The following is a 20948-nucleotide window of genomic DNA, read 5'->3' on the forward strand; positions in this document are numbered from 1 at the left end:
AGTCGAATTAAATTATTAATTAATAACATAATCCAATTGATGCCCGATCATCTCAAGTCGCCAACCTGTTAATAATTTAGGCTTATTGACTGTTAAACGCTGTTCATTAGTTAACTTCCAGCACCAACTTAAATATTCATTAATGATGCGTTTTGAAGCAATTAGCTCAACGGGAAGCTCATGACGTTCTGCACATGCTTTAATTTTGTCACGAATTGCTTTTAAAGATTTTTTATAATCAGGGAAGTCGATTAAACGCGTAACAAGTGGCGGGAAGGAATCTGGGTCTTGTTTAACGACTTCGGCAATAATTTTTAGTACTTGATCACCGTGAATGCGAATTTCACTGGGTGCAAGGTTAAGACGTTTTAAGTCATTAAAACTAGTAGGTTGATAGTGGGCTAATAGCCAAAGATGTTCAGCTTTCACGACAAAATTAAGTGCGAGGTTACGTGCTTGTGCTGTTTCTAATCGCCATTTTGCTAATGCTTTAATGACAGCTAGACCTTGTCTATCTAGTTGAAATAGATTGTCTAATGATTTGTAAGCTTTGTCAGGGTTAAGTGGTTGCATTTTTTGATCCAGAATCATTTGGCATTCTTGTTCAAAATATTCTGACATGCCTTTTGCTTGTAACTGAGTTTGTAAAACAGATAAACAAGGCTCCAAGTACAATACATCAGCAGCTGCATATACTTGTTGCTTAGCTGTAAGAGGGCGAGCACACCAGTCAGTTCGCGATTCACCTTTATCTAATAAAACGCCTTCAATAGATTCAACCATCTTCGCGTAACCCAATGAAGCGCCTTGATTTAAAAAAGCGCAGGCGACTTGGGTGTCAAACAGCGTTATATTGAGATCGCCTTTTTGTTGTTTGATAATTTCAAGGTCTTCACTGCTCGCATGTAAAATACAGCTTTTGTTATCTATTGCTTGCCAAAAAGCCTCAATATCTCCGATTGCAATAGGATCAATTAAGGCGATTTTTTTATTTTGTGAAACTTGCAATAAGCCTAAATTGGCATAGAAGGTACGTGTGCGTACAAATTCAGTATCTAGAGAGATAGGGGAGTTATCTAAAGTTTTCACGTATTCAGATAATTGTGTCTGGGTGGTGATGATATCGAATTGCATCAACGTTTAGCCTAATTTAAGTTCTAATATGGGCTATATCTTACGGAAAATGTTGAATTTTTTCTATTAGAAAATCGAGAATCTTTTTTCTCTTTAAGAATACTATAAATGCATAAAAAGCATTAATTATTGCATAAACTTATATAGAGATGAGCCACAAATTTGAGTAGGTATATTGTACGTTTGTGACTGATCCTTTAGAATAAGACTTTACAAATTCACCGCGATCTGCTTATTGATAATCATTCGTATTAGCAATGTATGCAAACCGGTACTAGATTTTTAAGTAATACCAATTCCATTCAATATTTGGTCAGTTTAGATTCAGTAAAAAATGGGTGACGTAAACTGTGGTTAATGTGATTAGTAATAATTATGTTAACCACAGTTTACGAGTATCTGTTTACTTCAATATAAATGAATCCAGCTTGTTTGGTTTGGTTAATAGTGTGGTAAGGGAAACAATGACTAGAACAATGTATGAAAAAATCTGGGATGCGAACCTAGTTCACGAACCAGAAGCAGGCTCTCCGCTTTTGTTTGTTGACAGACATCTAATGCATGAAGTAACAAGCCCACAAGCTTTTGAGGGTCTTCGTCTACAAAATCGTAAAGTACGTAACGTGCATAGTATTCTAGGTACAATTGACCACTGTGTTCCAACTAAGGATCGTTTTAACATTGTTGATGTAATCGCTAAAAAACAAGTTGAAACAATGACTGCTAACTGTGAAGAGAACGAAATCAATCTTTACGGCATGGACAGTAACCAAAATGGTGTTATTCACATCGTAGTACCTGAGCATGGTTTTGTTCATCCAGGTATGGTTGTTTGTTGTGGTGATAGCCATACAGCAACGCATGGTGCATTCGGTGCATTAGCATTTGGTATTGGTACGAGTGAAGTTGAACATGTAATGGCAACGCAAACATTACAACAGAAAAAAGCAAAAACTATGTTAGTGAAAGTAGAAGGTAAATTACCTGCTTTCTCTACTGCAAAAGATATTGCATTAGCAATCATTGCTAAAACAGGTACTGCTGGCGGTACAGGTTACGTAATGGAGTTTGCTGGTAATACGATTACAGACCTAACAATGGAAGGTCGTATGACGCTGTGTAACATGGCTATCGAAGCTGGTGCTCGCGCAGGTCTTGTTGCACCTGACCAAGTGACCTTCGATTACTTAGAAGGCAAAGAGTTCGCACCTAAAGGCGATCACTGGCCTGTTGCTGTTGAATATTGGAAATCACTGCGCTCTGATGAAGGTGCAGAGTTTGACGCGGTTATCGAATTAAAAGCAGAAGATATTGCACCACAAGTTTCTTGGGGTACATCTCCAGAGCAAGTTATTTCAGTGACTGGTCTTGTTCCTTCTCCATCTGACTTCACTAACGATGTTAAATCTCAAGCTTGTGCAAGTGCACTGAAATACATGGCATTAGATGCAGGTCAAAAAATTACAGACATCCATATTGATGTTGTGTTTATTGGTTCTTGTACAAATGGTCGTATTGAAGATTTCCGTGCTGCTGCAGAATTACTGAAAGGTAAAAAAGTAGCTGATGGTGTTCAAGCCTTTGCTGTACCAGGTTCTTTCCCAGTTAAAGTACAAGCAGAAAAAGAAGGTCTAGATAAGATCTTTATTGATGCTGGTTGGGAATGGCGTGATCCAGGTTGTTCAATGTGTCTAGCAATGAATGGCGATGAATTAAAAGATGGTCAACGTAGTGCATCTACTTCAAACCGTAATTTCGAAGGTCGTCAAGGTAAAGGTGGTCGTACTCACCTTGTATCACCAGCAATGGCTGCTGCTGCATCAGTTGCAGGTCACTTTGTAGACATTCGAGATTGGAAATAGGGGCGAAAATAATGCAACCATATATTAAACATACAAGTATCGCAGCGTTAATGGATCGTAGTAACGTTGATACAGACCAAATCATCCCAAAAAACTTCATGAAAAAAGTTGAACGTACTGGTTTCGGTATTAACTTATTTCATAACTGGCGTTTTCTTGCGGATAACGTAACACCAAATCCTGAGTTTGAACTAAACAAACCTGCTTTCCAAGGTGCTAAAATCTTAGTTGCTGGTGAAAACTTTGGTTGTGGTTCATCTCGTGAGCATGCTCCTTGGGCAATCGCTGACTACGGTTTTAATACGATTATTTCTACAAGCTTTGCTGATATCTTCTTCAGTAACTGCTTTAAAAATAGCATTTTACCAATCGTAGTGACTGATGAACAACTTGCTGCACTAATGGCTGAAATTTCAGGAAACGAAGGTGTTGAATTTACTGTTGATTTAGAAGCTCAAAAAGTAACAACACCAGGTGGTTTATCTATCTCTTTTGAAGTTGATGCATTCCGTAAAGAATCATTACTTGAAGGCTTAGATGACATCGCTTGGACGCTAAAACACGAAAAAGAAATCTCTGCTTATGAAGTAGAGCACAAAAAACGTCTTCCATGGTTATGGCCTAGCGCGTAATCTGTTTTAGTTCGTTACAATCAAAAAAGGCGCACCTGTTGCGCCTTTTTTATCGAAAACTTATTGCGTTAAGCTTTTAATTTTATTGCTTTTAAGTCGATTTAAACATTAATCGATAACTAGATATATCGATCTTAATCCTTAGTGCAATAAGTTTTTACTGAGTAAATCATAGTGGAGTAAACAATGGCTCAAGATAACGTCACTGTACAGTTGATGGATACAACATTACGCGATGGGGAACAAACGCAAGCTGTTTCATTTTCTCCTGCTGAAAAAGTTAGCCTAGCAAAGGCACTATTACAAAGACTTAAAATTGACCGTATTGAAGTGGCTTCGGCACGTGTTTCAGAAGGTGAGAAAGTAGCGGTTGCACAATTAAATAAATGGGCGACTAAAGAAGGCTTAGTGGAACGTATTGAAGTTTTAGGCTTTGTTGATCATACATTGAGTGTTGATTGGATCACTGATACTGGTGGTAAGGTACTTAATTTATTAGCAAAAGGTAGCTTAAAGCATTGTTCTGAACAGTTAAAAAAATCCTTAAATGAGCATGTGACAGACGTGAAGCAAACCATCGATTATGCTTTGTCAAAAGGTCTAAAAGTTAATATCTACTTAGAAGATTGGTCGAATGGTTACAAAGATAGCCCTGAATATGTGTACGAGATGCTTGAAAAATTATCTGATGCGGGTATCACGCACTTTATGTTGCCAGATACATTAGGTGTTATGTCACCTGATGAAGTATTTGCTAGTTTGAGTGATATGGTGACACGTTTCCCTAACTTAAAATTCGATTTCCACCCACATAATGATTATGGATTAGCGACAGCTAATGCTATGTATGCAGTAAAAGCAGGTATATCTTCAATTCATTGTACTATGAACTGTTTAGGTGAACGTGCAGGTAATGCATCTTTGACTGAAGTAGCGGTAGTATTGCAAGATAAGCTGGGTAAAAAAGTTAATATTGATGAATCAGAAATCCATAATTTAAGTAAGCTAGTAGAGAACTTTTCAGGTAAACGTATTGCAGACAATACACCGATTGTAGGTGCAGACGTATTTACACAAACCAGTGGTATTCACGCCGATGGTGACAAGAAGGGTGGGTTATACATTTCTGCTTTAACACCTGAGCGTTTTGCGCGTTCACGCAGCTATGCGTTAGGTAAAATGAGTGGTAAAGCTTCATTAGCAAAAAACTTAGAAGAGATGGATATTGATTTAGATGCTGAACAACAGAAAAAACTGTTGAAACGTATCGTGCAGTTAGGTGATCAAAAAGCGACGATCACTGCAGATGATTTACCGTTTATTATTGCTGATTTATTAGAGCGTAATGACTTTAATAATGTTGAATTATTGAATTGCTCTATTAACTCTGGACTGGATTTAGAGTCGACAGTTAGTATCCGCGTTCGTGTGAATGATAAAATTCATAAAGCAAGTGGGAGTGGTAACGGTGGTTTTGATGCCTTTATCAAAGCCATGAAAAAAATACTGAATGAACATGACTTTATATTTCCTGAGTTAGTTGATTTTGAGTTACGTATTCCACCAGGTGGCCAAACAAGCGCTTTAACTGAGTGTTCAGTGACTTGGGAAGATGATGGAGAGCAGTTTACAACACGTGGTGTGAATACTAACCAGGTTATTGCCGGGATTGGTGCAACATTAAGAATGATTAACCTGCGTTTACAAGATAAGTAAAAATAACATTTTAAATCTGTTAAAAGCCTTAATCTTTGATTAGGGCTTTTGTGTTTTGGCGAATATACTATCGCCTATAATATATGTAATAAACAATACCAGTCATAGTCGTTTTGTGATTGGTATAATAATGAAAAAAGGAAAAACAATGAGAGTATGTGGTGTTGAATTAACAGGCAACGAAGCCGTTATTGCAATCATGCAATATAAAAATGGTTTGTATGATGTACCGCCTGTGCGTACAACTAAACTAACATTAACTGACCCTATCAATACCGAACCACTTAAAAAGTTTCAGTTTGATTTTGCACAGTTGATGAAAGATTACCAAGTCGATAAAGTGATCATTCGTCAACGTGCATTAAAAGGTAAATTTGCTGGTCACACTTTAAGTTTTAAAATTGAAGGTGCTTTACAACTGATTGCTGGTTTAGATGTACAAGTAATTACACCTGACTATATTAAAGAAGGGTTAAAGAAAGCACAAAATTCTCCAACGGCCGTTGAATTAGGACTTAAAAAGTTCCAAGAGCAAGCAATGTTAACGGCTTTTGGTTACTTAGAACATCGTGTCTAAATTAATATATCAGTCAATGAGCGTGTCTTATTCATTTTTGGGAGAAGCCAGTGGAAAATAGCTTTGAAAATTTCGTTGCGCAATTTAAAACGCAACAACCTGTATCTTTAGCGTTATTTTTCTATCAAGCGGAATTACATTTAATTACGCAATTAAAAGATTACTTGCAGGTAGAGCAGTCAACAGAACGCAGCTTTTTCTCACTGGTTGAGCAGGCAAAGAAAATTAAACAAAAAGAGACGAATAAACATTTTTGGAATGCACTTCTGGCATTTAACCAAGTGAACTTCAAACCTGTTAAAAACAATGCTCAGCCATGGTTACGTTTCGTAAATATCATTGAGTCCTTACAGGGTTATGCTGGCAGCCAGCTATTTGATGCTAAAAACATTAAAGTGAAACGTCAACATCGTTTATTTTTTGCTTATATGCTGACATGGGAACATCTTCGTTATTTAGCGGGTAACGAAGACGATTATAGTCCAAGTAGTGAAGTGCTTGCTTGTTATTCAAGTGCGCACTCAGAAGAAGACCATGTACACAGTGAAGCTTGTGCAGATAATGGATGTATTAGTCACTAACTTCTTTAATCACAACACGTTTCTGCTATTGAGGCGTGTTGTCTTTCAACAAAATGAACTGTTTAAATGAATGAACTAACATGCCCACTTTGCTTACAAGAAAATAACTGTGATGTGACGGCTAAACAAGGCTGTTGGTGTAACAAGGTTCAGATTCCAGAAGCTCTACTTGATTTAGTTGATGCACAAGCTAAAAACAAGCATTGTATTTGCAATGTATGTATTAGTCGTTATATTGATAATCCAAATGATTTTTGTAAAAAGCCACTCCCCAATAAAGCAGATTTATCCTACCCTGTTACTGATTAGCCTGCTCGATACTTACTGCTGAATTACCGCTGTTATCTTTTAAGCGAATATCCGCGCCACGTTCGACTAATAATGCGCGTAGTTCTTCTCGGCCGAATAATGTGGCAAACATTACTGCGGTTTGACCTGCTTTATTTTGCTGGTTTTCATCGCACTCTTTTGACATTAATGTTTTAGCGATGCTAAGTTCGCCTCTAAATACAGCGGCCATTAATGCTGTATTACCTTTATTGTCTTGTGCACATACATTTGCACCATTTTCGATTAAATTATTTACTATGTTTTTTTGCCCATTATAAGTGGCAATCATTAAAGCGGTATAACCTTTATTGTTTTTAATATCTACTGGTAAACCAGCGTTTAAAAATTCTGTAATAATTTCATTATCACCCGTACGTGCAGCTGCATAATAATAAGGCATTAATTCTTTATAAGCGGTGCTTTCATTTATTTCACTGGCCTGAACAAAAGTAATTGCAGACATAGTGGTTAATAAAAAAAGAGGAAAGATAGTAGCAAACACCCAATTTGTCTTCGATCTTCTATGATTCGAAATTACTGACTTAATAGTAAACATATCTTTCCTCTTTTAACCTGGTTATAAAGGGTAGAAGTATTTTATTGATATTCACCTACCCATTTTTACTGATTTATAGTGTTGCAGCGATTGCTTTTACTTTATCAAGATCACCGTTAACAGCCTCAGTTAAACGTGTTCCATATTCAGTATCTGCTTTGTAAAAGTGACTTAACATCTTGTGTTGGATCTGTTTGTTTTTAACAGCACTCAAATCACCCGATAAGTTACGTATCAAATTATGACGCTCTTGATCTGTAAATGAACGATAAAGTTCACCAGCTTGTGCAAAGTCCAAAGTTTTATAAATCGCTTTTTGTTGTACATTGCCCACAAGCTTTGGTGTGCTATGGCGGGCTTTTACATCTTCAGAAACACCTTCATAATTAGGTTGGTAGTTAATATCTGATTGCGTATTACCGACATTACCTACGCCACCTTGGTTGTAGTTTACAACAGGTACAATTGGACGGTTAATCGGTAACTGTTGATGATTAGCACCTAATCGATATAACTGTGTATCTGCGTATGAAAAAATACGGCCTTGTAATAAACGGTCTTCAGAAGGTTCAATACCTGGAATTAAGTTTGCAGGCGCCATCGCAACTTGTTCTGTTTCTTGAAAAAAGTTGTCTGGTATACGATTTAAGGTCATCGTACCTACCTTAGTTTCTTTTATATTTTCCCAGGTTTTTGTTGCATCTAATGGGTTGTAGTCAAATTTATTTAAATCTGCTGGGTTTAGGGTTTTAATATATAAATCCCATTTCGGAAAATTACCTTCAGCAATATTAGTATAAAGATCACGTGTCATATGCTGAGTATCAGTCGATTGCACCTCTTTTACTTGATCAGCATCTAAATTATTAATTCCTTGATGGCTTTTCCAATGGAATTTTACATATTTAACATCACCCTCATCATTGATCATCTTATAAGCATGAACGCCAAACCCATCCATTTCACGGTAACTTGCTGGTGTGCCGTTATCACTAAACACACGAGTTAACATGTTGGTCGATCCCGGCTCATGAGAGAAGAAGTCAAAGAAGCGGTTAGGATCTTGGATATTAGTAACAGGAGAAGGTTTAAGTGAGTGAACCATATCAGGGAACTTAATTGCATCTCGAATAAAGAAGACTGGTATATTAATACCGACTAAATCCCAGTTTCCTTCATCACTGTAGAACTTAGTTGCAAAACCTCTTGGGTCACGTAATGTTTCAGGGCTGCCAAGAGGGTGAATAACCGAAGAAAAACGTACAAATACGGCAGTTTCTTTACCTTTACTTTCAAAGGGAGCAGCAGTAGTGACATCACTATAATCAGTCGACGCAACAAATACGCCGTGTGCGCCTGTGCCACGTGCATGTACCACACGCTCAGGTATACGTTCGCGTGCAAAACGTTGTAATTTTTGAATCAAATGAACATCTTCTAATAAAACACTACCATTAGCGCCAGCTGTTAATGAGTTTTGATTATCTCCAATTGCAGCTCCATTATCCTTTGTCATTACTTCTGCATTGACATTAAAAATGGTAGCTAACCCGAAAACAGGCACTAATAAGTTAAATTTATGTTTCATATTTATTTCCTTTAAACATTTTTGTAACAAGTGGCTGGATATTAAGGATATTTTGATTGAAAATATAAACGTTTGTGTGAATAAAATTGATAGGTTTTGGCGACTATTTGTTTATTTATCATAAGTTTTACTTATTGTTTATTTTGCTAGATAGTTAAGCATAGAAAATATGAAGATAAATCCTGCCGCTTATGGACTCACTTAAAGTGGCTAGTTTTGAGAATAAAAACAGTTAGTTATTTTCAAGGTTAAAATAAAGCGAGGAGGTGGTTGCTCCACTTCTTATTGATAGAGAGGGAAAATTGATAGTACTTTGTCCGATCGAAATCGCAATTTTTATGTGATTTTAAATTAGTTGCGCTATAATTCGCCCGCTTTGATGTGCATTATGTTATTACCATGGAATTATCGAGAAAAGAATGTCAAAACGTGATTGTTATGAAGTATTAGGTGTTACTAAAACAACATCTGATAAAGAGATAAAAAAAGCTTACAAAAAACTGGCAATGAAGTATCACCCAGATAGAAATCCTGATAACCCAGTCGCACAAGAAAAATTCCGTGAAGTGAAAGATGCTTATGAGATTTTAAGTGATCCTGAAAAACGCGAACAATACGACGACTTTGGTCACAGTGCTTTTGAAAATGGCCAGGCTCGTGGACGCGGAGGCTTCGGTCAAGGAGGTTTTGGTCAAGGCGGTGACTTTAATGATATGTTTGGTGATATGTTCGGACAGCGTCATCAACAACGCCAAGAACCGCGTCGACCTCAACCAAAAAACGGGTCTGATATCATTCTAAAAGCGCAATTAACATTAGAAGAATGTGTAGAAGGTTGCACTAAAGAAGTTCGTTTGCCAAACACAACCAACCCACTAGGGGTGACCATCCCTGCTGGTATTAATCAAGGTCAACGAGTGCGCGTTGCTGGTCAAGGTAACCCAGGTACTTTAGGTGCGCCTCGTGGAGATCTGTTTGTTGAAATTGAATTATTAGAGCATGAGTTCTTTGTTCGTAAAGGCAATGACCTATACTGTGATTTAGAAACAAACTTCCCAACGGCAGCCATTGGCGGTACGGCTAAAGCATCGACATTTACGGGACACATTAATTTAAAAATTCCTGCTGGCACACAAGCTGGTCGTAAATTCCGAATTAAAGGCCGTGGTGTTAAAGCTATGAACAGTGATGCAGTAGGCGATTTAATTTACACCGTTGTGATCCCAACTCCGACAGAATTAACAGAACAGCAACACAAGTTATTAACTGAGTTAGCTGAATCGATGGCTTAACTAGGCTGGACATTATTTATGAGCTTACTATTACAGTTGATTAGAAATTATTGGGTACTTTTATCATTTATATTAGCCTCATTAATTACCTTTTTATCTCTCACTCCTATGGAGCAGTTACCCTCTGTCCCTGGTAGTGATAAAACGCACCATTTTATTGCTTATAGTGCTTTAGTTTTTCCATTAATGTTGAAAAAGCCTAATCACTGGATAGTTGTCGTTTTATTGTTTACGTTGCTCAGTGGAGCCATCGAATTGATACAACCATACCAAAACCGATACGGTGAGTGGATGGATCTGTTTGCTAATATCGGTGGCTTAATCTGCGGTAGTGTTTTTGCTTATTTTGTTAACCGTGTTTGCCCAGCGGAATAAATTTATCACTCTATACTGAAGGATAACTCTATTTACTTAATAGTATTGCTATCACCAGTATTGTTAATGTAAACATGGTGTGATGAGCCATGTTAATAGGGCCATTCCAATTAAACTTAATATATTTTATAAAGGTCAATTTTGAATAAAAATCACTGTGTCGTTATTGCAATTGCAGGGGCTTCAGCCTCAGGGAAAAGTCTGATTGCACATACAATCTGTAATGAGCTTCGCCAAGAGTTAGGGACGGATCAAATAGGCATTATCTCTGAAGATGCTTATTATAAAGATCAATCACACATGCCAATGGAAGAGCGTGTACAAACCAATTACGATCACCCAAAAGCCTTTGACCATGAATTATTAAGTCAGCACATTGAATCTTTACAAAATAACCAATCCGTTGAAATTCCAGTTTATAGTTATACTGAACATACTCGTACCGATGAAGTAATTAACTTATCACCTAAAAAAATCATTATCATTGAAGGTATTTTATTACTGACTGATTCAACGTTACGTACACAAATTGATGCAAGCATTTTTATTGATACCCCATTGGATATTTGTTTAATGCGTCGTTTAACGCGTGATATTATGGAGCGAGGAAGAACATTAGACTCTGTAATGGCACAGTACAAAAAAACAGTAAGACCTATGTTCCTGCAGTTCATTGAGCCATCTAAGCAGCATGCTGATATCATTATCCCTCGTGGTGGTAAAAATAGAATCGCCACAGATATCTTGAAAACACGTATTAAATACTTATTAAACAAGTAAATTTTTACGGTTATTAGTGCTCTTAAAACGCTTCGTTATGAAGCGTTTTTTGTTTTAACTTTATTGATTACGATACATCTTTTAAGATTGCTAGCTTTAGTTGGCAAGCTCCCGTTGCCAGCGGAAGCCCTCTGCAATTTCTTTTTCAGTCTGCTTTTTTAACTTTTTCATACTTTTTAATCTCAATAAATAATATAAATATCGCTTAAAAACTTATAATTGTATGTTAATGCGTCAATAAACCGATACAATATAATCTCTCAGCAGATTAACACGCAAGTCACTGCTATTTAGTATATCGCGACGATATAACCCTATTCTATTGATTAATTGAGCTAATTTTAAAGGCTTGATTACTTAATATTACAGGTGTAGGTGACTGAGAAGCTTATCTTTACTACTTTAGTCCCTCTTATTATCGTTCGCTCTATTTTAAAGGTGAACAGATGTCTACAACGTTATGGATTAAAAAACCACTTTCAACTTTCACAGCTAATCAGCAGGATGCGAGTAATGGAGTAGTGATTAAAGATGGGATCATCATTGAGTTAGTGCCAAAAAATAGTGAGCCGATTCATGATATCGACCAATACTTTGATGCTAGCCAACACATTCTACTTCCTGGTTTAATCAACACTCATCACCATCTCTATCAAACATTGACCAGAGCATTTCCTGCGGCTCTAAACAAGCGTTTGTTCCCTTGGTTACAAGCCTTATATCCAGTTTGGGCCAAACTACAGCCAGATATGTTGCATGCAGCGACAGAGTTAGGGTTAGCTGAATTGCTATTATCAGGCTGTACAACGGTTGCTGATCATCATTACCTTTTCCCTGAAGCATTAACCGAAGCAATTGATATTCAAGTATCAGCTGCAACACTGATTGGTAATCGCGTTATGTTAACACGTGGCTCTATGAGTTTAGGTGAAGATGATGGTGGATTACCACCACAATCAACAGTGCAAAGTGATGCTGAGATTTTAGATGATTGCCAACGTGTGGTCACACAGTTCCATCAACGGGGTGAGGGGGCTAGGGTACAAATAGCATTAGCACCGTGCTCACCTTTTTCAGTGACAACTGACCTCATGATAGAAACGGCTAAATTAGCACGTCAAAACCAAGTGAGGTTACACACTCATTTAGCTGAAACCGAGGATGAAAACAGTTTTTGTTTAAAAACTTTTGCCTTACGTCCACTTGATTATTTAGAGTCTGTAGGTTGGTTATCATCGGATGTCTGGCTGGCTCACGGTATTCATTTTAATGACCAAGAGATTAAACGACTCGGGGAAGCAAAAACTGGAATCGCACATTGCCCATCTTCGAATATGATCCTTGCTTCAGGAGTTTGCAGAACCAAAGAATTGCAGGCAGCAGGCTCGCCTATAGGGCTAGCCGTTGATGGTTCGGCCTCTAACGATGGTTCGAATATGATACAAGAGGTTCGCCAAGCTTTGATGATTAATCGTTTACGTTATCAAGCAGATGAAGTATCACACTTAGATGCATTGTATTGGGCGACAAAAGGCTCTGCCCAAGTTTTAGGGCGGGATGATATTGGCGAATTGGCTGTTGGAAAACAGGCTGATTTAGCTCTGTTTAAACTTGATGAATTACGCTTCTCTGGTGCCCATGATCCCTTAGCCGCGTTAATTTTATGCGGAGCACATAAAGCTGATTGTGTGATGATTGCTGGTGAATGGAAAATAAAGTCTGGATTACTCATTCATCATGAACTGGAAGATATGCAAGCGCGGCATAGTCAAGCGGCTAAAAGTCTCGTGTTGTAAAATTATAAAGGTTATCAAACAAGCCTTAAACAATTTATTAAGGCTTGTTTTAGGGTAAATAATGTATCAAATCTCAACTGCATTAGTTTAATAAGTATAACTTAACCTGTTAATTTTTTTGTATTTATCAATCAAATTAAATAACAAAGCAATGTAGTTTAATCTTTTTGAAGTTAATATCAGCTAAGCTAAAACTCATCGATTAACCATAGTAAATAAACAGCTGAAAATTCCATAGGGATAATCCTTTTTGCAAGGTATAATACGCGCTATTTTTTATTCAACAATTGCATGAGAGCGTCTATGTTCAGTTATTTTATCCCAACAGCGAAAGGGCTTGCGCCTTTATTAGAAGTAGAACTTAAAGATCTTGGTATTGAAAATACTAAGCAAATTGCTGGTGGTGTTAGCTTTGACGGTTCATTAGAGCAAGGTTACCAAGTGTGTTTATGGTCGCGTTTTGCGTCTCGTGTTTTGCTTAAGTTAAGCGAATTCAAAGTAATTGATCCAATGGATTTATACTTAGGTTGTAGCAACATTCCATGGGAAAGCCATTTTGATGTAGATAAAACCTTTTCTATTGATTTTTCAGGAAGCAATGATGAGATTCGTAATACGCAGTTTGGTGCATTAAAAATTAAAGATGCCATCGTGGATCGCTTCCGTAAGAAATTTGACCAGCGACCTAACGTGGAAAAGCGCGATGCTGATATCCGTTTTAATGGTCGCTTGTTCAAAGATAAAGCATCCATCTACCTTGATTTATCTGGATCTCCATTACATTTACGTGGTTACCGTACTATTGCCGGTGAAGCGCCATTACGTGAAACATTAGCAGCAGGTATTATTAAACGCAGTGGATGGAAAGGTGAAGCGCTACTTGATCCTATGTGTGGCTCAGGAACATTAGTGATCGAGGCAGCAATGATGTCATTGAATATTGCACCGGGTACGTTGCGTGATAAATTTGGTTTCGAGCAATGGAAAAAGCATGATGCAGAAACTTGGAGAACGCTTAAAACAAGCGCACAAGTTTATAGTAAACGTGCCGTTAATGATTGTGATGCGCGTTTTTATGCGTCAGATTTAAGTAAAGATATGATCAGTATCGCACGTCAAAATGCACAACGTGCAGGAGTAGCTGAGCTGATTGAATTTAGCGTGCAAGATGCCAAAAAAGTGATGCCGCCGGAAGAGTTAACAACGGGTATGGTGATTTCAAATCCACCATACGGTGAGCGTTTAGGTGGCTTTAGTGACACTATTACTTTATACACCGAGCTTGGACATCATTTTAAAGATGCTTTTGCAGGTTGGAACTTAAGCATGTTCGCTATGGATACTGAACTGTTAAGTTGTCTAGGTATGCGTGCAGGACGTAGTTATAAATTCTTCAATGGTCCTATTGAATGTGTGCTTAAAAACTACCGAATTTCTCCAAAGCGTAATGTGGAAGCAATTGCAGACGTTGCAGCAACAACTAAAGCTCCTAAAAAAGCAGAAGTTGTTTATAAAGAGTCAACGGAGGATAACCCTTGGGGCACAATTTCAGCTGCTCAAGAGTTCCCAATGGCGGAAGAGTCTGAATCTGAATTAGTGTTTAAAGAAGTTAAACAGATAAAGCCTGCCATTTATGCGGAAGATTTTGCTAACCGTTTATTGAAAAATATGAAACGTTTAGATAAATGGGCAAAGCGTGAAGGTATTCAATGTTATCGTTTATATGATGCTGATTTACCAGAATATAATGTTGCTATCGACCGTTACAATGAATATTTAATTATTCAAGAATACCGTGCTCCAAAAGAAATCGACGCACAAAAAGTTCGCCGTCGCTTCTTAGATATTGTTTCAACAACGCGTTACCTATTAGATCTAACCGATGATCAGCTGATCATTAAAGTGCGTGAGCGTCAAAAAGGGCGACAACAGTATGAAAAGTTAGACAGTAAAAAACAACGTTTAGTAGTGCAAGAAGGCCCGGCTAAAATCATTGTGAACTTACAAGATTACCTAGATACTGGTTTGTTCCTTGACCATCGCCCTACACGTTTACGTTTAGGCAAAATGGCTGCAGGTAAAGACTTCTTAAACCTATTTTGTTACACAGCAACAGCATCAGTGCATGCTGCATTAGGTGGCGCTAAGTCAACAACCAGTGTTGATATGTCAAATACTTACTTGAACTGGGGGCAAGAGAATTTCCTAGAAAATGGTATCAAAGGTAAACATGAGTTTATTCAACAAGATTGTATTAAATGGTTACAACATGCTCATGAAATGTATGACCTGATCTTTATCGATCCGCCAACATTCTCAAATTCAAAGCGTATGAGTGATGTATTTGATGTACAAGATGATCATGTTGCCTTACTGACAGCGGCAAGCGAGCGAGTGAATTCACAAGGGGAGATTATCTTCTCTAATAATAAACGTGGATTTAAACTTGATATCGAGGCCATTAAAGCTCTTGGCTTTTATGTGAAAGATATCAGCAAAGCTTCTATTCCTGAAGACTTTAAAGGCAATGATAAAATTCATCAGTGTTGGTTATTAACTAAACGCGATTAAGGTCATGGTATTAATTAACCTGCAAAATATGCAGTGACAATATGACTAAATATAAAGGCCAATATTGATTGGCCTTTTGACGTTCAATAAAGACAACAATTTTATCTTAGTGAGGCTGGATAGCTGGTACTAGGTTAATTAACATGTTTAATTAGCAGGGATCAGAATTTAACCTCCCAAGCATAAGACAAAGACACATTAACGAGAGTGAATTAACGTGGCATTATTAACATTACATAACGCAGAACTCGCCTTTGGTGGCGGAGCATTATTAGATAAATCAAACTTAGTGATTGAAGCCAATGAGCGAGTTTGTTTAGTAGGCCGAAATGGCGCAGGTAAATCAACATTATTAAAAGTATTAGACGGCCGTATTCAATTAGACGACGGGACATTACTGATAAACAATGATGTTAAAGTTGCACGATTAGAGCAAGATCCACCAACAGCCAGTGTGATGAGCGCCTATGATTATGTTGCTTCTGGCATGGAAAATGCCGGTAAAGTATTAAGTCAATATCACGAACAACTAAGTGTTGTTGCTGAAGATTGTAGCGAAAAGCAGCTTAATAAATTACAGCGTTTTCAAGAGCAAATAGACCAACTTGATGCTTGGCAATTAGATTCGAAAATCAACCAAATACTGGATCGCTTAGCGATCAATCCAGAAATTACTTTAGATCAGTTATCAGGTGGGTGGTTACGTAAAGTCGCATTGGCTAAAGCCTTAGTGAATGATCCTGACTTATTACTACTAGATGAGCCTACTAACCACTTGGATGTTGGGACGATTGAATGGCTTGAACAATTCTTAATGTCTTTCCAAGGTTCAATTGTTTTCATCAGTCATGACCGTGAGTTTATTCGTCGTTTAGCAACACGTATTGTGGATATTGACCGCGGAAAATTAAGTTCATGGCCAGGTGGCTATGAAGCTTACCTGTTGGCTAAAGAAGAAGCTCTACGTATCGAAGATGAACAAAACGCTGAATTTGACCGTAAGTTAGCCATTGAAGAAAAATGGATTCGCCAAGGCATTAAAGCACGTCGTACACGTAACGAAGGACGTGTACGTGCGTTAAAATCGTTACGCCAAGAACGTTCTGAACGTGTCAACGTGCAAGGTAAGGCCAAAATTGTGGTTGATGAAGCGGCTCGTTCAGGGAAAATCATCTTTGAAACTGAAGGGTTATCTTACAGTTATGAAGACCTTCGTATTGTACGAGACTTTGATACTACCATTATGCGTGGCGATAAAATCGCCTTAGTGGGGCGTAATGGTTGCGGTAAAAGTACGCTACTTAAACTATTACTGGGTGATATTGAACCTGATCAAGGTTCAGTGAAGTGCGGCACTAAATTAGAAGTGGCTTACTTTGACCAATATCGTGATGCCTTAGACCCAGAAAAAACCGTGATTGACAACCTTGCTGAAGGTAAGCAAGAAGTTGAAATTAATGGTAATAAACGCCATGTCCTCGGTTATTTACAAGACTTTTTATTCCATCCTGATCGTGCACGTACACCTGTTAAAGCACTTTCTGGTGGAGAAAAGAATCGTCTGTTATTAGCCAAAATTTTCTTAAAACCAAGTAATTTCTTAATTCTCGATGAACCGACCAATGATCTTGATGTCGAAACGCTGGAGTTATTAGAAGAGTTATTAGCAAATTATCAAGGTACATTGTTATTAGTTAGCCATGACCGTAGTTTTGTTGATAACACAGTAACTCACACCTGGTTCTTTGATGGTAATGGCAATATTCAACAGTTTGTTGGCGGGTACAGTGATGCGGTACGTCACAAAGCGCAAAGTGAAGCGCCTGCACAAGTCGTTAAAGAAGCTAAACCAGCGCCAGCAAAAGTTGAAAAAGCAGCGGTTAAATCGCCTAAAAAGAAAAAGCTATCTTACAAAGTACAACTAGAGTTAGATGGTTTGCCTGCATTAGTCGAGCAATTGGAAGAGAAAGTAGGGGAATTACAGGAAACTATTAACACGCCTGAATTCTTTACTAAAGACAAAAAAGAAGCTGACCAATTCTTAGCGTTATTAGCAGAAACAGAACAAAAATTAGAAAATGCTTTTAGCCGTTGGGAAGAGTTGGACGAATTACAAAACGGAGAATAATTTTAACATGAATTACAGCAAAGCTATTTCATTTATTGCATTACTATCTACTAGTAATGCTTGGGCTGCGACTTCCTCTTATTATGAATATGAGATTTTGTCTCCAGATACGACAGGCAGTAATTACGGGCCTTTCCCATCTGCGATTACTGAAGCAGGCGATACAGTCGGTGTATATGCTTTAAAAGCGGATCTTGATCAAAACATTGATATCGGTCTGCCTTTTACCTTCAACCAAGAATGTTTCTATGATGATGAAGTTTGTGAATTAATCTATTACGGTAGTGAAGATTCTACCGATGCTAGTTATGACAATGGCTATCAAGCCTGGCGTACAACAAGTGCTGAGATAGACAATAACGAAACCGATGCAACAAGTTACTTTTTAGCGGCAACTAATAACGTAAAAATAGAAGGCTTTGGTGACGATACAGATGTGAAAATTACTGACGTTGTCGATTCTGATGAAGGTAGTTTTGCTGTTGGTTATGGTTCAGGCCCTTACACCGATGGCGAACGCGATTACGTACGTCGAGCCTTTGTTGTTGACCCAAGTACTAGCTATGCAACTATCTCATTAATTCCAACTGCGTTTGATGACGATGAAGGCGGCTTTAGTAGTGCTTATCGTATGCGTGATGTGACTTATAACAATGGTGAGACTAAAACTCTGATCGTTGGTAACGCAAGTAAATCATTAGCAGGTGGCGATAGTGATTATTTTGACCTTTGTTATAACGAAGGTGATGAAGATGACTTAGATGATTTGAACTACTTAGTGAATTGTCCAGGCTTCGATACACAAGCTTGGGCTTGGGAGTATGATAGCAGTGCGACTGAAATTGAAGGTTTTGCACTAGCGACTGAATGGTTAGATGATAATACTACGCGTGACGGTAGTGATGCCACATACAGTGCTGCTGCATTTGATATCAATAGTTCAGGTGTTGCTGTGGGAGTGTCAACCTATGAGTTATCTGATAGTGATGAAGGTGGCCGTCAACGTGCGATCATCATGACGCCTGATGATGACGGTGCTTACGATACGCCAACCGTGATTGTTGATGCGACGGATGAATCTGATTCAACTGGTGATTATGATAAAAATGACGATACGACTTATTACAACTCATGGGCGGAAAGTATTACCGATGAGAATGTCGTGATGGGTAATCGTCAGTATGGTTCGACTAAAAATGTTAACTATCCTATCGAAATGTTCATTTATGATATCGATAATGACAGTATTAGCATTCCGTTAGAAGACACTAAAGTGTTATCAACTAAACAACGTTTAGCGGGTGATAGTGCTTCGTATCGTGGTGCAAATAGCTATGGTTATGACATGAATGAAAATGGCTTAATTGTCGGTAGCGCAGATGCATACGATCAAACAGATCCTGTTGTAGGTGGTAGCCCTCGTACCCAAAGTGCATTCCTTTATGACAATACATCGGGTGATAGCTGGTTTATCGATGATCTATTATGTACAGAAGATGATGATGGTGTAGTGACTCACCCATTAATTCGTTTAGAGAGTGCTACAGCGATCAACGATGATGGTGTTGTGTTAGCAGAAGGTTTCCAATACGACAGTGACAGTGACTACAACAGTAGCATTAACGCCACAGCAATCATGGTGAAGTTAACGCCAAGTACGACAATGGACCCAGATGATAGCCCGAATTGTTGGGACTCTGAAACATTAGCGGACTCTGACTCAGATTCTTCTCGAAGTGGTGCGGCGACTTTATGGTTATGGTTACTTATTTTACCATTAGCATTCGCTCGTCGTCTTAATAAAAACAAAGTTTAAATTTAAAAAAACGTTTAAATGATTGATAAAAAAGGTTTATCGCTGAAAGGTGATAAACCTTTTGTTTTTTTGTGAATAAAATAATTCATATGTAATGAAAGTGTCATATTAAAGGTTCATATTAAGCAACATCGCTACGAAGCGTAATGAATATTTTGTTAAATAACTAATAAAATACAAATCGTATAAATTAACTTAGTAGAAAATGGAGTTTTGAATGAAACTTAAAATGTTAGCCGCAGCGGTTACTTTAGGTACTGCGTCATTAATGTCGACAACTGCTATTGCAGCAGATCATGAATTACACTCTTACACAAAAGTAAGCGGTATTTCAGGTAACCTTTCATCTGTTGGTTCTGATACATTAGCAAACATGATGACTTTTTGGGCAGAAGAGTTTAAGCGTCAATACCCAAACATCAACATTCAAGTTCAAGCGGCAGGTTCTTCAACTGCTCCACCTGCACTAACTGAAGGTACTTCACAATTCGGCCCAATGAGTCGTCAAATGAAGTCTAAAGAAATTGAAGCATTTGAAAAACATTACGGTTACAAACCAACAGCTGTTCGTGTTGCAATCGATGCACTAGCTGTATTCGTAAATAAAGATAACCCAATTGAAGGCCTTTCAATCACAGACGTTGATGCAATCTTCTCTTCAACTCAAAAATGTGGCGCAGATAAAAATGCAACTCGTTGGTCTGATGTTGGTCTAGGTGGAAGCTGGGCAGAGAAAGATATCCAGTTATTTGGTCGTAACTCAGTATCTGGTACTTACGGTTACTTTAAATCTAAAGCACTTTGTAAAGGTGACTTCAAGAGTTCTGTCAATGAGCAACCTGGTTCTGCATCTGTAGTTCAATCTGTTGCATCTTCACTAAACTCTATCGGTTACTCAGGTATTGGTTACAAAGTTGCTGGTGTTAAAGCGGTACCACTTTCTAAGAAAGGTACTGATTACGTAGCTGCAACAACTGAAAATGCGATTAGCGGTAAATACCCACTATCTCGTTTCCTATATGTTTATGTAAACAAGCACCCAAATAAACCACTATCTCCACTTCAAGCAGAGTTCATTAAATTAATGTTATCTCAAGAAGGCCAAAACATAGTAGATAAAGATGGTTACATTCCACTACCGATTTCTGTAGTAGAAAAAGAGCTTGCTAAATTAGGCCTATAATTTACCTAGTTTAATAAAGTTTAAATAAAAA

General features: G+C 37.8%; 17 protein-coding genes. 14 read left to right on the forward strand and 3 right to left on the reverse strand.

What is annotated here, in order from left to right; translation table 11 throughout:
- Positions 1 to 15 precede the first annotated feature (15 nt).
- Positions 16 to 1134, reverse strand: coding sequence for a ribonuclease D (rnd, locus tag OW492_RS00155; protein WP_290037573.1), 1119 nt, complete (start codon positions 1132 to 1134; stop codon positions 16 to 18).
- Positions 1135 to 1598: 464 nt separating this feature from the next.
- Between rnd and leuC the strand changes: the two genes are divergently transcribed.
- The 6 genes from leuC to OW492_RS00185 all read left to right on the forward strand — a co-directional run bounded on the left by leuC (position 1599) and on the right by OW492_RS00185 (position 6811).
- Positions 1599 to 2996, forward strand: coding sequence for a 3-isopropylmalate dehydratase large subunit (gene leuC / locus OW492_RS00160; protein ID WP_290037575.1), 1398 nt, complete (start codon positions 1599 to 1601; stop codon positions 2994 to 2996).
- A gap of 11 nt (positions 2997 to 3007) precedes the next feature.
- Positions 3008 to 3628, forward strand: coding sequence for a 3-isopropylmalate dehydratase small subunit (gene leuD, locus OW492_RS00165; protein WP_290037577.1), 621 nt, complete (start codon positions 3008 to 3010; stop codon positions 3626 to 3628).
- 186 nt (positions 3629 to 3814) lie between these two features.
- Positions 3815 to 5344 (forward strand): alpha-isopropylmalate synthase regulatory domain-containing protein, encoded by a 1530-nt coding sequence (locus OW492_RS00170; RefSeq protein WP_290037579.1) that lies wholly within the window; start codon positions 3815 to 3817, stop codon positions 5342 to 5344.
- A 130-nt stretch (positions 5345 to 5474) separates the two neighbouring features.
- On the forward strand, positions 5475 to 5921 hold the full coding sequence (locus OW492_RS00175) for a DUF3010 family protein (protein WP_354669204.1): 447 nt from the start codon (positions 5475 to 5477) through the stop codon (positions 5919 to 5921).
- 50 nt (positions 5922 to 5971) lie between these two features.
- Positions 5972 to 6502 carry a hypothetical protein gene (locus OW492_RS00180; protein ID WP_290037580.1) on the forward strand — a complete coding sequence of 177 codons (531 nt, stop codon included), beginning with the start codon at positions 5972 to 5974 and terminating at the stop codon, positions 6500 to 6502.
- Positions 6503 to 6568: 66 nt separating this feature from the next.
- The gene (locus OW492_RS00185) at positions 6569 to 6811 is read left to right on the forward strand and encodes a cysteine-rich CWC family protein (RefSeq protein WP_290037581.1); all 243 of its coding nucleotides are present in this window, start codon (positions 6569 to 6571) and stop codon (positions 6809 to 6811) included.
- Here the strand turns inward: OW492_RS00185 and OW492_RS00190 are convergent.
- Together OW492_RS00190 and OW492_RS00195 are read right to left on the reverse strand one after the other, a co-directional pair.
- On the reverse strand, positions 6801 to 7295 hold the full coding sequence (locus OW492_RS00190; RefSeq protein ID WP_290038319.1) for an ankyrin repeat domain-containing protein: 495 nt from the start codon (positions 7293 to 7295) through the stop codon (positions 6801 to 6803). The two genes, OW492_RS00185 and OW492_RS00190, sit on opposite strands and share 11 nt — an antisense overlap.
- A gap of 166 nt (positions 7296 to 7461) precedes the next feature.
- A complete protein-coding gene (locus tag OW492_RS00195; RefSeq protein WP_290037582.1) occupies positions 7462 to 8976 on the reverse strand; it encodes a catalase in 1515 nt (504 codons plus the stop codon).
- Between the two features lie 419 nt (positions 8977 to 9395).
- Between OW492_RS00195 and OW492_RS00200 the strand changes: the two genes are divergently transcribed.
- The 8 genes from OW492_RS00200 (at position 9396) to OW492_RS00235 (ending at position 20917) form a co-directional block, all read left to right on the forward strand.
- Entirely contained in the window at positions 9396 to 10268 is an 873-nt protein-coding gene (locus tag OW492_RS00200) for a DnaJ C-terminal domain-containing protein (protein WP_290037583.1), read from the forward strand.
- An 18-nt stretch (positions 10269 to 10286) separates the two neighbouring features.
- A complete protein-coding gene (locus OW492_RS00205; RefSeq protein WP_290037585.1) occupies positions 10287 to 10643 on the forward strand; it encodes a VanZ family protein in 357 nt (118 codons plus the stop codon).
- A 141-nt stretch (positions 10644 to 10784) separates the two neighbouring features.
- On the forward strand, positions 10785 to 11423 hold the full coding sequence (udk, locus tag OW492_RS00210) for a uridine kinase (protein WP_290037587.1): 639 nt from the start codon (positions 10785 to 10787) through the stop codon (positions 11421 to 11423).
- 446 nt (positions 11424 to 11869) lie between these two features.
- On the forward strand, positions 11870 to 13219 hold the full coding sequence (locus OW492_RS00215) for an 8-oxoguanine deaminase (protein ID WP_290037588.1): 1350 nt from the start codon (positions 11870 to 11872) through the stop codon (positions 13217 to 13219).
- Between the two features lie 303 nt (positions 13220 to 13522).
- Complete coding sequence (gene rlmKL / locus OW492_RS00220) at positions 13523 to 15790, forward strand: bifunctional 23S rRNA (guanine(2069)-N(7))-methyltransferase RlmK/23S rRNA (guanine(2445)-N(2))-methyltransferase RlmL (RefSeq protein ID WP_290037589.1); 2268 nt, start codon at positions 13523 to 13525, stop codon at positions 15788 to 15790.
- 217 nt (positions 15791 to 16007) lie between these two features.
- Positions 16008 to 17918 carry an ABC transporter ATP-binding protein gene (locus tag OW492_RS00225; RefSeq protein WP_290037591.1) on the forward strand — a complete coding sequence of 637 codons (1911 nt, stop codon included), beginning with the start codon at positions 16008 to 16010 and terminating at the stop codon, positions 17916 to 17918.
- 7 nt (positions 17919 to 17925) lie between these two features.
- On the forward strand, positions 17926 to 19734 hold the full coding sequence (locus tag OW492_RS00230; protein WP_290037592.1) for a DUF3466 family protein: 1809 nt from the start codon (positions 17926 to 17928) through the stop codon (positions 19732 to 19734).
- 217 nt (positions 19735 to 19951) lie between these two features.
- Complete coding sequence (locus OW492_RS00235) at positions 19952 to 20917, forward strand: phosphate ABC transporter substrate-binding protein (protein ID WP_290037594.1); 966 nt, start codon at positions 19952 to 19954, stop codon at positions 20915 to 20917.
- The last annotated feature ends 31 nt before the right edge of the window (positions 20918 to 20948 follow it).

The organism is Psychromonas sp. 14N.309.X.WAT.B.A12 (genome assembly GCF_030397575.1).
Lineage (GTDB): Bacteria > Pseudomonadota > Gammaproteobacteria > Enterobacterales > Psychromonadaceae > Psychromonas.